The sequence below is a fragment of the Flavobacterium sp. CFS9 genome, from assembly GCF_041154745.1.
Classification (GTDB): domain Bacteria; phylum Bacteroidota; class Bacteroidia; order Flavobacteriales; family Flavobacteriaceae; genus Flavobacterium.
The window spans coordinates 150,803-167,135 of sequence record NZ_AP031573.1 but is presented as its reverse complement, the minus strand read 5'-3'; the positions used below and the strand labels follow the sequence as shown (position 1 = coordinate 167,135).

The 16,333-nt window shown below is 36.5% G+C and carries 7 protein-coding genes; all 7 read left to right on the top strand.

Annotated features, from left to right (window positions below; translation table 11 throughout):
• The first annotated feature begins 16 nt into the window (after positions 1-16).
• The 7 genes from nagB (at position 17) to ACAM30_RS00420 (ending at position 16,318) form a co-directional block, all read left to right on the top strand.
• Entirely contained in the window at positions 17-1,954 is a 1,938-nt protein-coding gene (nagB, locus tag ACAM30_RS00450; protein ID WP_369616719.1) for a glucosamine-6-phosphate deaminase, read from the top strand.
• Positions 1,955-2,113: 159 nt separating this feature from the next.
• Entirely contained in the window at positions 2,114-4,180 is a 2,067-nt protein-coding gene (locus ACAM30_RS00445) for a beta-N-acetylhexosaminidase (protein WP_369616718.1), read from the top strand.
• Positions 4,181-4,681: 501 nt separating this feature from the next.
• Positions 4,682-9,658 carry a glycosyl hydrolase family 18 protein gene (locus ACAM30_RS00440; RefSeq protein WP_369616717.1) on the top strand — a complete coding sequence of 1,659 codons (4,977 nt, stop codon included), beginning with the start codon at positions 4,682-4,684 and terminating at the stop codon, positions 9,656-9,658.
• A 291-nt stretch (positions 9,659-9,949) separates the two neighbouring features.
• Positions 9,950-10,315: a helix-turn-helix domain-containing protein gene (locus tag ACAM30_RS00435; RefSeq protein ID WP_369616716.1), complete on the top strand. Its 366-nt coding sequence runs from the start codon at positions 9,950-9,952 to the stop codon at positions 10,313-10,315.
• Between the two features lie 121 nt (positions 10,316-10,436).
• Positions 10,437-11,204, top strand: coding sequence for a TlpA family protein disulfide reductase (locus ACAM30_RS00430; RefSeq protein WP_369616715.1), 768 nt, complete (start codon positions 10,437-10,439; stop codon positions 11,202-11,204).
• A gap of 197 nt (positions 11,205-11,401) precedes the next feature.
• Positions 11,402-13,021 (top strand): ABC-F family ATP-binding cassette domain-containing protein, encoded by a 1,620-nt coding sequence (locus ACAM30_RS00425; protein WP_369616714.1) that lies wholly within the window; start codon positions 11,402-11,404, stop codon positions 13,019-13,021.
• 549 nt (positions 13,022-13,570) lie between these two features.
• Positions 13,571-16,318: a fibronectin type III domain-containing protein gene (locus ACAM30_RS00420; RefSeq protein ID WP_369616713.1), complete on the top strand. Its 2,748-nt coding sequence runs from the start codon at positions 13,571-13,573 to the stop codon at positions 16,316-16,318.
• The last annotated feature ends 15 nt before the right edge of the window (positions 16,319-16,333 follow it).

Here is a 16,333-nt window from a genome sequence, read left to right as displayed (position 1 = left end):
TATAAAAAGAAAAGAAATGAAAAGTGCTTTAGAAATAAAACCTGATATCAGCTATAAAAGCGCGGGGAAATTTGAAGAGACACGATTTGAGAAAATCCATAATGAAATCTTTAGAAATTCTGCAGAAGCTTCGGTAATTGTCGCACAAGAAATCGCACAATTGATCCGGTCTAAACAAGAAAAGAATAAATCTTGCGTATTAGGTTTAGCGACAGGTTCTTCTCCTATAAAAGTATATGAAGAGTTGGTAAGAATGCACAGAGAAGAAGGCTTAAGTTTTAGCAATGTAATCACTTTCAATCTGGATGAATATTATCCGATGAGCAAAGAGAACAATCAGAGCTATCATTATTTCATGCATCAGCATCTTTTTAATCATATTGACATCAATCCCGAAAATGTAAATATTCCCGATGGAACCGTTGCTATTGATGAACTGAATCAATACTGCATCGATTACGAAATGAATATTAAAAATGCAGGAGGATTAGATTTTCAATTACTGGGAATTGGCCGTACAGGTCACGTAGGTTTCAACGAACCTGGATCCCATATCAATTCCGGAACCAGAATCATTACACTGGATCATATTACCAGAGTCGATGCTTCTTCTGATTTTAACGGAATAGATAACGTTCCAAAAAGAGCGATCACCATGGGGGTTTCTACCATCATGAGATCCAAAAGAATCGTATTAATGGCTTGGGGACAAAACAAGGCCGATATCATTAAGAGAACCATTCAGGGTGATATCAGTTCAGAAGTTCCGGCTACATTTTTACAAAACCACCCTAATGCGACTTTCGTATTAGACCAGTCAGCAGCTTCAGAATTAACGCGTTTCAAAACGCCTTGGTTAGTGGGAGAATGCATCTGGACACAAGAATTAAAAAGCAAAGCAATTGTTTGGTTGTGCCAAAAAACGAAACAATCTATTTTAAAGTTAACAGACCGTGATTACAACAACAACGGAATGTCAGATCTTTTGGCGCAGGAAGGTTCTGCTTACGATTTGAACATCAATATGTTCAATGTTCTGCAGCATACCATCACCGGATGGCCAGGTGGAAAACCCAACACCGACGATTCACATCGTCCGGAAAGAGCTAATCCGGCAAAAAAACGAGTGATTCTTTTTAGTCCGCATCCTGATGATGATGTGATTTCTATGGGAGGAACTTTCTCAAAACTGATCAAACAAGGTCATGATGTACATGTGGTATATCAAACCTCCGGAAATATAGCCGTTACAGACGACGAGGCGCTTAAATTTGCCGAAGTGGCTAAGGATTTTCTTGGTGATGCTGCCTCGGGAATCAACTTTAAAGCTGTAATTGAATTTTTGAATAACAAATCAGAGAATCAAATTGATTCTTTGGAAGTTCGCAAATTAAAAGGACTTATCCGAAGAAGAGAGTCGTATGCAGCGACCCGCTACATTGGACTAAAAGATGAAAACACACACTTTTTAGATCTTCCGTTTTATGAAACCGGACAGGTGAAAAAGAATCCGCTGGGGCCTGAAGACATCGCTATTGTAAAGGACATCATTGCACAAATTAAACCGCATCAGGTATTTGCAGCGGGAGATTTGGCAGATCCACACGGTACACACGAAGTTTGTCTGAATGCCATCTTTGCAGCGATGAAACAACTGAAACCTGAAAAATATATGGACGATTGCTGGTTGTGGCTTTACCGAGGAGCCTGGCACGAATGGGACATACACGAAATTGATATGGCCGTTCCGCTTTCTCCATCAGAAGTATTGCTCAAACGTCATGCAATTTTGTACCACCAGTCACAAAAAGACCGTGTAATGTTCCAGGGTAATGACTCAAGAGAATTTTGGGTGAGAGCCGAAGACCGTAATAAAAACACAGCTGTTTTGTATGACGAATTAGGATTGGCAGAATACGAAGCAATTGAAGCTTTTAAACGTTTTGATTACTAAAAATACCTTATAAGATCTGGGTGAGAGCGGATCGCAATGCAAAATTCAGATTGATTTCATTAGAAGTAGTGAGGATTCAATCGGAGTCATTCTGAGTTTTGTTTCTATTATTTATTATTAATGTTGTCTAAAAGCAACATCTTTTCAAAAACAAAAAAAATGAAATATTTATTAGTCCTACTATTAGCGGGTGTAACAGCTAGTGCTCAGGTTAAAAAAGAGCAGCTAAACCTTATGCCCTGGCCCCAAAGCGTTGTGTTAAATGATGGTAATTTTGCATTAAATAAAAATTTTAAAGTAAACATTACCGGAAATCCAAATCCCCGAATTTTTGGTGGAGTAACCCGTTTTTTGCGTCGACTAGATGGTAGAACCGGTATTTTTTTCGAACAGGGATTTATTACCAAATTAAATGAAGTCCCGACTGCTGAACTTCAAATCAATTGTACCAAGAGTGGAAAAATTGGTTTGTATGAAGATGAAAGCTATCATTTAGACATCAAACCAAACAAAATTACAATCAATGCAACAAGCGATTTAGGGGCACTGCACGGTCTTGAAACGTTATTGCAAATGTTGCAAAGCACAAACAATTCATTTTATTTTCCGGTATCAAAAGTCTCAGATTTTCCAAGATTTACCTGGAGAGGTCTGATGGTCGATGCGGCAAGACATTTTCAGCCGGTAGATGTAATCAAAAGAAATATTGATGGATTGGCAGCTATGAAAATGAACGTTCTTCACTGGCATTTGGTCGACGATCAGGGTTGGAGAATTGAAATGAAAAAACATCCAAAACTCATTGAAAAAGCTTCGGATGGAATGTATTACACACAAGAGGAAATTAAAAATATCGTAAAATATGCTGATGAACGCGGTATTTTAATCGTTCCGGAAATAGATGTTCCTGGTCACGCATCTGCAATACTTACAGCTTATCCTGAGATAGGAAGTAAAGTAATCACACTGACAGGAGGAACTTCTGAAAAAAATATTCAGGGAACCGCAATTGCGACCTATGGAATTGAAAGAAATGCGGGTATTTTTTCACCAACATTAGATCCTTCAAATCCTAAAACATACCAATTATTAAGTGAGTTATTTGATGAGGTTTGCCCATTATTTCCAGGTGCTTATTTTCATATCGGAGGAGATGAAAACGAAGGAAAAGACTGGGATGCAAATCCAAAAATTCAAGAATTTAAAAAGAAAAATAAGTTAACTACCAATCATGAGCTGCAGACTTATTTTACCATGCAGTTGATTCCGATGCTTAAAAAACATGGAAAACAATTAATGGGTTGGGAAGAAATTTTGACTAAAAATATGTCAAAAGATGCCATTATTCATGCGTGGAGAGGTCCTAATGAAGGAGTAGTAGCAGGTCAGTCGCTGATTGAATCCGTAAAAAAAGGATATAAAACTGTAATGTCCAATGGGTATTATATTGATTTGATGTATCCGGTGGCAAGTCATTATTTGAACGACCCTATGCCAAAAGGAGCCGATTTATCTACTGAAGAAAAAGCGAGAGTATTGGGTGGTGAAGCAACAATGTGGACAGAACTTGTATCGCCAACAACAATTGATTCCAGACTTTGGCCAAGAACTGCCGCAATTGCAGAACGACTTTGGTCAGCCGAAGACATAACCGATTTGGCCAGTATGCGTAAACGTCTTGATGTAGTTTCTTTCAGATTGGAAGAACTAGGATTGACACACATTCGTAATAAGGATGTTATTTTGAGAAACATCTCAAATAATCAGAATACAGATTTCGTAGAAGAATTTACAAACGTTTGCGAGCCTTTAAAAGGTTACAAAAGAAACAAAGGAGGAACCGAATATCAAATGTACTCTCCGTTAACTCTTTTTGCAGATGCCTGTACACCGGATGCTAAAGACTCTTTGGCTTTTGATGATGCAGTAGCACAATATTTGGCAAACAAGACTCCGGAGAATAAAACAAAAGTAACAGCATTTTTAAACAAATGGATTGCTGTAAATAAAGGACTGGTTGAATTGAGTGCAAATGCACCTTTGATACAGCACTTTTTACCCCTGTCTAAAAAATTGAATGATGCATCACAAGAACTATTACTTGTTTTAGATAACAAATCAACTTTAAAAGGAGATGATCTGAAAAATTTAATAGAGCTATGTAACAGTAAAGACCACGCTGATGTTGAGTTGTCAGTATATGAAAGTCTTAAGAAATTAATTTAAAGATTTGTTTGAGTTAGTATTTAGTATGTTTTTTTTTACCATGATTATTTAGTAATTCGTTATCTCTGCCATATAGGTTTCTGGCAGAGATAATTATGGTAAACTTCACTGCAATCTTAACTCCGGACCAATTAATAAACATACAATTATAACCATAAAAAGAAGTATTAACATTTAAAAACCAAATAGTAAGTCGCATACCACAAACATGACAAAAAGTAAAGTATTTAGATTGATGAATCCCAAATTTATCTTCTGTGTTTAAACTAATTTTTTTTAAAATTAAATAAATATCAGTCACTACTATTCACTAATGATTATGGCTAGGATCAGTAATAGTAATATTTATTTTTAGAAGTAATGAATTAAAAATCCAGTGTGTCGTGATGTTATTTATTCGCGGTGTATTGAACCCCGGTTATCGTATTTATTTGCCGCATTTTGGCAGATAAGGTATTGTAATTGGAATATTTATTATCTATTAACCAATATTTATTAACTATGAAACATTATTACAGATTACTCTTTATGTTACTGTTTCCCTTACTTGTGTTGGCCCAACCAGCCCACAACAAAAAAGTAGTAGGGTATTATGCGCAATGGGCTATTTATGCCCGGGATTTCAATGTTCCCAAGATCGATGGGAGCAAGATAACCCATTTGAATTATTCTTTTTACGGGACAACTTTTGACCCTGCCCGTCCGGAGAATACAAAATTGAAATGTTTGGATACCTATGCTGATTATGAGCATACGGAAGGCGGAATTCCATGGGATGCTCCTGTAAAAGGGAATTTTTATGACTTAAAAAAGTTGAAAGAAAAGTATCCACATTTAAAAATTTTAATTTCTGTTGGAGGATGGACCAAAGGTCAGGATCTTTCTCCAATTGCCGCAAGTCCGGTGGCAAGAGCTGCTTTAGCTGCAGATATGGCAAACTTCATAGTCACTTATCCGTTTATTGACGGATTTGATATCGACTGGGAATATCCTCTTATGGGAGGAACAGACGGTACTGAAATTGTGAACGGAATCCCGGTTCCTCCACAAAAATACCACCCGGATGACAACAAAAACCTTGTACTTTTATTAAAAGCCATGCGTCAGGCGATGCCTAATAAACTGGTGACTATTGCCGCCGGAAACAATGTTCGAAATGTGCCTAAACAATATTTAGGACCAAACAACAGAGCGCAGTATGGCATGACGGAAGATATATCAACTTACTGTGATTACATTACTTACTTTGGATATGATTTTGGCGGAAACTGGTATGATAAAACATGCTATAATGCTCCTCTTTATGGAAGCGGAAATCCGAATGATCCATTATATGGTGCAACTCAGTCAGAATCACTTGATGAATTGACGAACATTTATCTGAATGTAGTTGGTTTTCCTGCCAATAAATTAATCATGGGATTGCCTTTTTACGGTAAAAAATTTGATAACGTTGCTAATAATGGAACCAATCCAAACTTTCCGGGCTTATTTGTTGCTGCACCAAGATATAATGTTGCAGGCTGTACAAATCCGCAAAACCCAACAGGAACCTGGGACGGACCGGCTGCTTGTGAAAAATCAGGCAGTATCGAAATTTGTGGTCTGGTTGGAAATCCGGTTACCAATTCACATGCTTTCTTAGATCCAAATACCATGTTAGTTACACCTTCGGCAGCTGCTGCAGGTTGGGTAAGGTATTTTGATAACACGACTAAAGTTCCGTATTTGTACAACAGTACTTTGAAACAGTTTATCAGTTATGAAGATAAACAATCAATGGATTTAAAAGTACAGTACATCAAATCTAAAAATCTGGCTGGGGGTATGATTTGGGAATTATCTCAGGATACCAGAGGTAGTATTCCAAATTCTTTACTGACTCAGGTAGATGTTTCATTTGGAAGTATTATGCCTGAAACAGTTAGTATTGGGGGTTCTGTGAAAAATGGAACTGCTTTGGTTACTAACGTTACTGTGGAAGTTAAAAATGCAAGTAACGTAGTTTTACAAAGTGTACTGTCTCCAACAGGGAATTTTACATTTTATAATTTGCCAAAAAATCAAAACTACACGCTCACAGCAACAAAGGCTGCTTATACTTTTACACCGGTTAGCTTAACAAATGTTGCCGTTGATCAGACAGGAGTTGTAATTCAGGGAACACAACCTTTGTATACAGTAAGTGGAACTGTTACAGTTGGCACTAGCACAACACCGGTTTCAGGAGTTACTGTTACAGCAACTTCCGGTACGACCGTTTTAACTGCTGTTTCTGGTACTAATGGAACTTACAGTATTACAGGTTTAACAGCAGGACTTAACTTTACAGTTACAGCTGCCAAAACAGGTTTCCCTTATACACCGGCTTCGACAGTGTATAACGCAATTGATAGTAATAAAACGTTAAATTTTGCTCAGGGAGCTCCGATTGTATATTACACCGTTAGTGGTACGATTCTAAATGGAACTACACCAGCTTCGGGAGTAACTGTTACAGCTACATCGGCAGGACCAACTGTGACAGCAGTTTCTACTGCAAATGGTACTTATTCACTAAGTCTTCCATCTGGTTTAGATTATACAATATCAGCCTCAGCTACAGGAAAAACTTATACGCCAGCTTCAACAATTTATACCAACTTAATAGCCAACAAAACTTTAAATTTAACGGAGTATAACGTTGGAACCAATAAGATTAGCGGTACGGTTAAAAACGGTACAGCTCCAGTTGCAGGAGCTAAAGTAGAAATCGTTTTACCTTGGACTGATAATGCTCATGGATGGAAAAGCGTTTTAGCGACTACGGATGCGCAAGGAAATTATAGCTTTGCCAATTCAGTTGTAGACGGATATACGACTATTTCAAGTTTGAAATTGAATGCGTGGCAAAATAACGACGTTAATTATTTTCCAAATAATCTGACTAGTTTTGCTGTTCCGGCAAGTCCTACAGTTTATAATTTCAATACGGCTGCTACTGCAAGAACGTCCTCTTATGCAATGAGCGGAAAAGTGCTAAACGGAACCACTCCGGTATCAGGAGCTACAGTTTCGGCAGTTTCAGGTACTACAGTTTTAACGGCTACAACAGATAAAAATGGAGCTTATTCTTTTGCAGGTTTAACTTCAGGATCAGATTATAAGGTATCTGTTGCTAAAACGAACCTGACATTTACTCCGGTTTCAGCAGTTTCAACAACAGAGTCTGGTAACAAAACACTTGACTTTACGCAAAATTTGGTAAGTGCTAATCTAATTAGCGGAACTGTTAAAAATGGTACAGCACCGGTTGCAAATGCAAAAGTAGAACTTGTTGTGCCTTGGACTGATAATACTCACCCATGGAAAAGCGTTTTAGCAACAACAGATGCTCAGGGGAATTTCAGTTATGACAATACCGTTACAGCGGGTTATACACAAGTTTTAAGTTTGAAATTAAATTCTTGGCAAAATGGTGAAGTGAGTTACTTCCCAAATAATCTGGCAAATTTTGCAATGCCAACAACACCAACGGTTTATAATTTCAACAAAAACGCGGTTACACCACCTCAGGTTACCATTACTGCGCCTTCAGCTGCGACAGTAGCTATTGCTCCGGGAACTGCTATACAGCTAAAAGCAACTGCAAGTGTAGATGCCAGCTTAACTATTTCGTCAGTGGTATTCAATATCAACGGACAAAATATTACAGCAGCGCTTTCTGGAACAGAATACGTAGCAAACTGGACACCGGTTTTAGCTGATTTCAACAAAAATTATACATTAAAAGCAACCGTAACTGCATCAAGTGGTACGACTGCCGAAAATACAAAAACGTTTGCTTTACAATGTTCAGGGACAAATTGCCCTAATTCATTGCCTGTAATTACCTGGAATGCACCGACGAACACTACTATTACGCAAGATCCTTTTCAGGTTGTGCCAATTACGGTTACAGCTGTAGATAGTGACGGTTCGGTTTCAGGTGTTACGATTACAATCAATGGAGGAACATTCAACATGACAGCTGGCACAAATAATACCTATACCTATAATTTTACACCAACTGCTTATCAGGATTATCCGGTTGTAATCAAAGCAACTGATAATAAAGCGGCTGTATCTACATTAAACAATACCATTAAAATAACTAAAACTGGAACTAGGTTTATTCCGCTTCCCTCCACTAATATTATTTTAGGATATGCACATTCCTGGGAAAATGCCGGTGCTCCGTTTTTATATTTTTCTCAAATGGTAGGAAGTAAGTTTAACGTAGTAGATTATGCTTTCGTAGAAACGGTTAATCGTGATGGTTATACTCCGGTATTAACTACAAATGATGCCAGATATTTGACCAATGGTGTTTTCAATAAACAATTATTGAAAAATGATATCAAATCCTTAAGAGATAGCGGCGTTCCTGTTATTGTTTCTATTGGAGGTCAAAACGGTCATGTTGTTTTAGAAAATGTAACTCAAAAAAATATTTTTGTTAATGGTCTGAAAGCAATTATTGACGAGTATCAATTTGATGGAGTTGATATCGATTTTGAAGGTGGATCGATGAATTTTAGTGCAGGAGGTTTAAGAGATATTTCTTATGCGGGTATTTCTGCTTATCCAAGATTAAAAAATGTAGTAGATGCTTTCAAAGAATTAAAAGCTCACTATGGACCTGGATTTTTATTAACTGCAGCTCCGGAAACACAATATGTACAAGGAGGATATTCTACTTATAATGATACTTTTGGTTCGTTCCTTCCAATCATTCAAAACTTACGTAATGAATTGGATTTGTTAGCCGTACAATTGTATAATACAGGAGGAGAAAACGGATTAGACGGTCAATATTATGGTTCAGCTAAAAAAGCAAACATGGTAACAGCACTAACCGATATGATAATAAAAGGGTACAACATTGGTACAACAGGAATGCGTTTTGACGGTTTACCACCTTCAAAAGTCCTTATTGCATTACCGGCTTGTCCAAGTGCAGCAGGAAGTGGTTTTTTAACGCCGACAGAAGGAATTAACGCAATGCATTATTTAAGAACCGGAACTACTTTCTCAGGAAGAACCTACACGATGCAGCCAGGCGGACCATATCCTGCTTTGAGAGGTTTAATGACTTGGTCTGTAAACTGGGATTTTTCTTCTTGTGGTAATTCAGCCGAATTATCTAAAGCGTATGCCGCTTATTTTGCAGGACAGACAGCTGCAAGGGCATTACCTGAAGGAATCGAAACGAAAAGCACGACTATCGCTTACTTTAAAAACGATGCTTTACTGGTGACAACTGACTCTGAAGATATTGCTAAGGTAGAAGTTTTCAATACCATCGGACAACCATTGGTAAGTCATAGAAATGTTCAGCAGAATAAAGAAGTTGTGCTTCATAATTACAGCTTTACTACCAAACAGCTATTTTTAGTAGTGGTGACGGATAAAGCAGGAAATAAAAAATCATTCAAAGTAATGAACTTTTTGAACTAAAAGGACAGTATGGAAGAATGAAAAAAACAGAAATAAAAAGTTGGAATGGTTAAAATTGAGTTTGGTTATTTATTTTTTAATCTAATTTTTATTTCGAATAAATGCTGCAAATTGAGGTGATTTGTTATTTGGTTTTCACCTGAAGGAAGCGCATTATAAACCCGACAATTGTATTGTCGGGTTTTTTTATTGTCTTTTGAATTTATAATTTATAAGCTTTATCGAATATTTAAAATTTATTCTCGCGAACCTGTATTGTAAATAATTTCTTATTTTTAAAGAAAAAAAATAATGATTGGGGAAAATGTAAGAAAGATTAGGGTTATTAAAGGTTATTCTCAGCAATATATGGCTGACTTGTTAGAGATATCTCAGGCAGCGTATTCAGATATGGAAACGGGGAAAACAAAAGTTAGTCTTGATAAATTGCAGAAAATTTCTTTAGTCTTAAATCTTGAAATGAGTTATGTGGTCAATTTTCATGAGAATGAATTATTTAGTTCCACTCAGGTTACTTTGATGAAAAGCGAAGAGGAATTAAATAATTTTAAAACTCATTTCGATAAAGAGAGGGCACTTTACAAAGAACAAATAAATGCTTTAAAAGATGAAGTTGCTTATTTGAGAAACAAACTTGATGAAAAGGATAAAGAATAATAGAGCGGTTAGGAATTTTTTTGAACAAATTTTCTATTGATAGATTTTAGTATTTAGTTTTTTTCTGATGTCAAAATTGAATTTTAAGTACTTTTGAATTTTATAAATTCATTAAAAAGTCATGCAAAAAATAATAGATCTCTTCGTTTTATTTATAATTTCGATTACAGTCACAGCTCAGACAAAATTCGGAGAACCCGAAGTTGATCCTATTCAAATTCAAAAAAACTTTAGTGACTGGTCTGCCTATCAAAGTAAAAAAATCATGCTTTCAAGAGATTTTATCGCTTTTGATTCTTCAAAAGAAATTTCAAAAGAAACTTTTTTAGATCAGCTGGCAAACGGAAGTTTCATTCCAATTCGATTAGAATCAGAACCCAGAATGTATGTTTATAAATTATTCGAAATTCAGCCCAATTCAGATACCAGTATAAAAGCAACGATGAACCAAATAGGTTTTGATGCTCTTAAAAACTATAAAATGGAAGGAACTGCTTTTCCACCATTTTCTTTTAAAGATTTAGAAGGCAATCTGGTTTCAAACGAATCGATGAAAGGAAAGATAGTTGTCATCAAATGCTGGTACATTCATTGCACACCCTGTATCAGAGAATTTCCGCAAGTCAACAAATTAGCCTCGGAATACAAAGACAGAAAAGACATCCTGTTTGTAAGTCTTGCAGAAGATTCTGCCACGCAGTTAAAAACATTTCTGGCAAGAAAACCATTGTCCTATTCCGTTATTCCTGATATGAAAGTATACATGAATGAAGCCTTGCAGTTAAATTCATTTCCAACACATTTTATTCTGAATAAAGAAGGTTTAATCGCTAAAGTGCTTCCTAATTTTGAGAGTTTAGAAGTTGCTCTGGCAAAAGAAAGCAGATAGTAAAATGTAATCTGTAAGTGGTAAGAGGTGAGAGGTGAGAAGTATTGCATTTTTTGTCATATTTCAGATTTCACATACTACATCTCACATTTTACATTTCACAGATTACTTTTCACATCTCACATTTCACTTTTATCCCCTTTGCATCTCTGAACCTTTTTTCATACTTTTGCACCAAATTAATTAAAAAGACATTCATGTTAACAGTCAATAATTTATCAGTTCAGTTTGGTAAACGAATTTTGTTCGACGAAGTAAATACTACTTTCACTCATGGGAATATTTACGGAGTTATTGGAGCCAATGGTGCTGGGAAATCTACTTTTCTAAAAATCTTAGCAGGAGATATTGATCCTACTTCAGGGCATATTCATTTAGAACCGGGAAAACGTATGTCGGTTTTGAACCAAAATCACAACATGTTCGATGAGCATACAGTTTTGGAAACTGTTTTGATGGGAAATAAAGTTTTGTATGCTGTTAAGAAAGAAATGGATGAACTTTATGCAGACTACAACGATAAAAACGCAGACAGAATTGGGGAACTTCAGGTTCAGTTTGAAGAAATGAACGGTTGGAATGCCGACTCTGATGCCGCTGCTATGTTGTCTAACTTAGGAATTACTGAGACAGATCATTATACGCTAATGAGTGATTTGGAAGGAAAAATTAAAGTACGTGTGCTTTTAGCGCAGGCACTTTTTGGAAATCCTGACTTGCTTATCATGGATGAGCCTACCAACGACCTGGACTTTGAAACCATTGCGTGGTTAGAGAATTTCCTTGCGAATTATGAAAATACTGTAATTGTAGTATCTCACGACCGTCACTTTTTAGATGCGGTTTGTACACATATTTCTGATATTGATTTTGGAAAAATAAACCATTACTCAGGAAACTATACTTTCTGGTACGAGTCTAGCCAATTAGCGGCAAAACAGCGTGCACAGCAGAATAAAAAAGCAGAAGAGAAGAAACAGGAGCTTGAAGAATTTATTCGTCGTTTTAGTGCTAACGTTGCAAAATCGAAACAAGCTACTTCCCGTAAAAAAATGATTTCGAAATTGAATATTTCTGAAATTAAACCTTCAAGCCGTCGTTATCCTGCGATTATTTTTGATCAGGATCGTGAAGCCGGAGATCAGATTTTGAATGTTGAAGGGCTGTCAGCTTCTATTGATGGAGATGTATTGTTTAAAGATGTTGATCTGAACATGGCAAAAGGCGATAAAATCGTTCTTTTCTCTAAAGATTCACGTGCTACAACAGCATTTTACGAAATTTTGAACAACGAACAAAAAGCAGATGCCGGAACTTTTGATTGGGGAATTACAACCAATCAGGCTTACTTACCGGCTGAGAATCATTCTTTCTTTGAAAATGATCTGACTTTGGTAGATTGGTTACGCCAGTATGCCAAAACAGAAGAAGAGCGTGATGAGGTTTTTATTAGAGGATTCTTAGGGAAAATGATTTTCTCAGGAGAAGAAGCTTTAAAAACAAGCCGCGTATTATCAGGAGGAGAAAAAGTACGTTGTATGCTGTCCCGAATGATGATGGAAAGAGCCAATATCCTAATGCTTGATGAGCCAACCAATCACTTAGATTTGGAATCCATTACAGCTTTTAATAACTCATTGAAAAATTTTAAAGGTTCCGTAATTTTCACCACACATGACCATGAGTTTGCACAAACTGTTGGTAACAGAGTAGTGGAGTTAACACCAAACGGAGTCATAGACCGTTACATGACATTTGACGAATACCTGGACGATGAAAAAATTCAGGAATTAAGAAAAAAAATGTACAACCTGTAATTTTATAATTTATAATAAGAGAAATCCCGTTCGCTAGCTGAACGGGATTTTTTTTGTTTATTTTTTACCAAACACTTTGGCGAGAATGAAGATAATTATCGCAATTATAAAAATGACGATAAAGATACCAAAGCCCATTCCGGCTTTAAAAATGTCGCCGATGACTTCACAGCTCGTAAATGAAAATAATAGTACAAATACCATTAACAAACGTTGGATTCTATTTTGCATGACCTTGATGTTTAAGTGTTTTTTAAAATAATCGAAAAGTTTTAATCGGTATAAGTTAAAATTACATCAACTAATAAAAAATACCTTACACAATTTAATGGAAAAGTTCTATGATTTAAGCTCTTAAAAACAATCATCGACTCAATTGATTCGGCATTTTGAGGGTATAAAATCTAAATTATAGTTGTTGAAAATAATGGAGTAAACAGTTGAATGAGTTAACAATAAAGAGAGGTAAAGATAAGGGAAAGGTAATGTTTTCTTAAAAGCTATTACGTTTTCGTACAATACTTTTGTTCGGTCTAAACAAAAAAACGTATGAAAAAACTTTACTTATTATTTATGTTGCTGCTGGGGTTCAGTTATACTTCAAAAGCACAAAATTTATTTCCTTATCTGCAAAATGCGACACCAACATCGATTTATGTGAACTGGAAAACAGAGAGTAATCCGGAATCTATTGTAGAGTACGGAACGACAGCATCTAGTCTAAATGTTACTGTAACCGGTAATACAAATGTTTTTACAGATTCGGGTTATCCGGGAAATTATTTCTATCATAGTGCGAAGCTGACGAACCTTTCGCCTAACACAAAATATTTCTACAGAATAAAAACCGGAGCAGATGTGTCTTCGGTTTATTCTTTTAAAACATTACCCAATCCGGGACAAGCTGCCACAGCTGATGGACATATTCGTTTTTTGATTATGGGGGACAATCAATTGAAAGCCGTTCCGCGTTACGATTCTTTAGTGTCAGCTGCCAAAAGAAAAATAAGACAGAAATGGGGGAAAAATTTATCTCCGGATGATAATATCTCGATGACTTTTATGGTGGGAGATCAGGTCGATGTGGGAACTTTAGATCATTATGAAAATGTTCATTTTAAGAAGAACAGAGGTTTATCGGGGAATATACCTATTCAGACCACAGTTGGAAACCATGAAACTTACGGAACCTTGGGAATGAACTCTTATTACGATCATTTTTACATCAGTGAACTTTCGTACAAAGGAATTTCGTCAGGAACAGAGAATTATTATGCACAGCAAGCGGGTAATGTTTTGTTTATCAGTTTGAGTTCAGAACATACGGGTGCAGCACAGCTAAGCTGGTTACAGCAGGTTATTACGGCAGCAAACGCCGATCCTACGGTAGACTGGATTTTCTCGTTAAGTCACAGACCTTATCAGGCAGAACAATACGTGGGCGATATTTCGACCTGGGTTCGTAATACAGCTGTACCGTTATTGGTAACTTCTCCAAAATATTCCATGCATATTGGAGCGCACCATCATTTGTATCACCGCGGACAATTGAAAAATACGCCTACCTATAATATTATTTCGGGAGGTACAGCCTGGGATCAATATTGGGGATCTTCGACAGAGCAGGATTTTGATGATGTGCAGAAAACCATCTGCAACTGGATTTACCAAATTGTGGATATTGACGTGACCAACGGAAAAATGGATATTGAAAGCTATTCTATCGGAAGTGTTGATAAATGGAAGAACAACCAGTTAATGGATGAATTTCATCGATACAAAAACAAAGCGGCACCGGCCAAACCTTCGATTACGAATACTTTTACTGCGACAAATACATTGCCGCTAACCGTGTCCGGATCGACTTATACTACAACTACAGATGAGAAGTTGAATACCAGTCAGTTTTTGATTTCTCAGACACCAACATTCGATATTGTAAAGAAAGAAGTGTATCGAGATTTCGAAAATTTATACGGAAAGTACGGCACTAAGAAAGATTCAACTGTAAATATTAATTTAGGCGTAGATATTACCAAAATGGATTTGGCATCTAATTCACTTCCAAATGGTAAATACTATGTGAAACTAAGATACAGAGATCGTAATCTTGAATGGTCGCCATGGAGTGATGTTCAGACTTTTACCATTACAGGAAGTAACAATGTAAATACAGCAATAGTTACAGATGCTTTGACCTATGCGTTGAACGCGCCTATCAAAGTTGATTTTACGGATGCTCCGTCCAGTACTTCAACCTGGATCGGATTGTACAAAGAAGGACAGACTCCGGGAGGTTCTTCGCCATCGCAGACCTGGAAATATACAGACGGAAGTGCCAGCGGATTTATCACTTTCTCTAGCGGATTGGCGACTAAAGGACGTTATTATGCCGCAATATTCTCAAATGGAGGCTATACAGAAATTGCACCTAGAAAGTACTTTTATGTAGGACCGGTTCCAACCTTAACAACGGATAAAACCGAGTATTCTGTTGGAACTCCTATTGTTATTAGTTACACAAATGGCCCACAATTGGCCAAAGACTGGATTGGTATTTACAGAATGGGAGTTAATCCCGGATCCGGAGTTACAGCAACAAGCTGGCAATATGTTACAACGGTTGCAGATGCTAAGTCTTTCACAGGATTACCAAAAGGCTACTATTATGCCGAGTATTATTTACAGGATGGATTCAATCCGATTGGAAACAAAGTATTTTTTAAAGTCGGTGCGGTTGTTACCGAATTATGGATCAATAAACCGGTTTATGATTTGGGCGAGCAGATTACGGCTTCATGGACAGATGCTCCTGGAATTGTAAAAGACTGGTTGGGGATTTATCATGATGGAGATAATCCGAATGAAAAACCACTGGTTAGTTACACCTATTTCGAAGGGCTTTCTGAAGGAACAAAGAATATTGCTGCTACTGAATTACCAACAGAAAAAGGGAAATACTTTTTGGTAATGTTTACCAACGATTCTTATAATGAAGTTTCAAACAGAGTTTCTTTTGAAGTTATCGATCCACATCTTAACAATGATGAATTTAAAATTGATAACGGTTTGAGAGTGTATCCAAATCCAACAAAGAATGATACAGAAACCTTTATTCAGTCCGAATATCCTATTGACGAAATAGAAATTTACAGCATGGAAGGAAAGCTGTTGTATGCTACGAAAAATGTGAACAATAATAAGTTTTCTCTAATCAATCAGGATTTACCAAAAGGAGTTTATATTCTAAAAATACATTCCCGTAAATTGTTTACGGCTAAACTAATTGTGAAGTAGATTTTTTTTTTTTTT

What these genes read in the sequence shown, in the direction of transcription:
- nagB (WP_369616719.1), top strand. Translation starts at nt 17, where the DNA reads ATGAAAAGTGCTTTAGAAATAAAACCTGATATCAGCTATAAAAGCGCG.
- ACAM30_RS00445 (WP_369616718.1), top strand. Translation starts at nt 2,114, where the DNA reads ATGAAATATTTATTAGTCCTACTATTAGCGGGTGTAACAGCTAGTGCT.
- ACAM30_RS00440 (WP_369616717.1), top strand. Translation starts at nt 4,682, where the DNA reads ATGAAACATTATTACAGATTACTCTTTATGTTACTGTTTCCCTTACTT.
- ACAM30_RS00435 (WP_369616716.1), top strand. Translation starts at nt 9,950, where the DNA reads ATGATTGGGGAAAATGTAAGAAAGATTAGGGTTATTAAAGGTTATTCT.
- ACAM30_RS00430 (WP_369616715.1), top strand. Translation starts at nt 10,437, where the DNA reads ATGCAAAAAATAATAGATCTCTTCGTTTTATTTATAATTTCGATTACA.
- ACAM30_RS00425 (WP_369616714.1), top strand. Translation starts at nt 11,402, where the DNA reads ATGTTAACAGTCAATAATTTATCAGTTCAGTTTGGTAAACGAATTTTG.
- ACAM30_RS00420 (WP_369616713.1), top strand. Translation starts at nt 13,571, where the DNA reads ATGAAAAAACTTTACTTATTATTTATGTTGCTGCTGGGGTTCAGTTAT.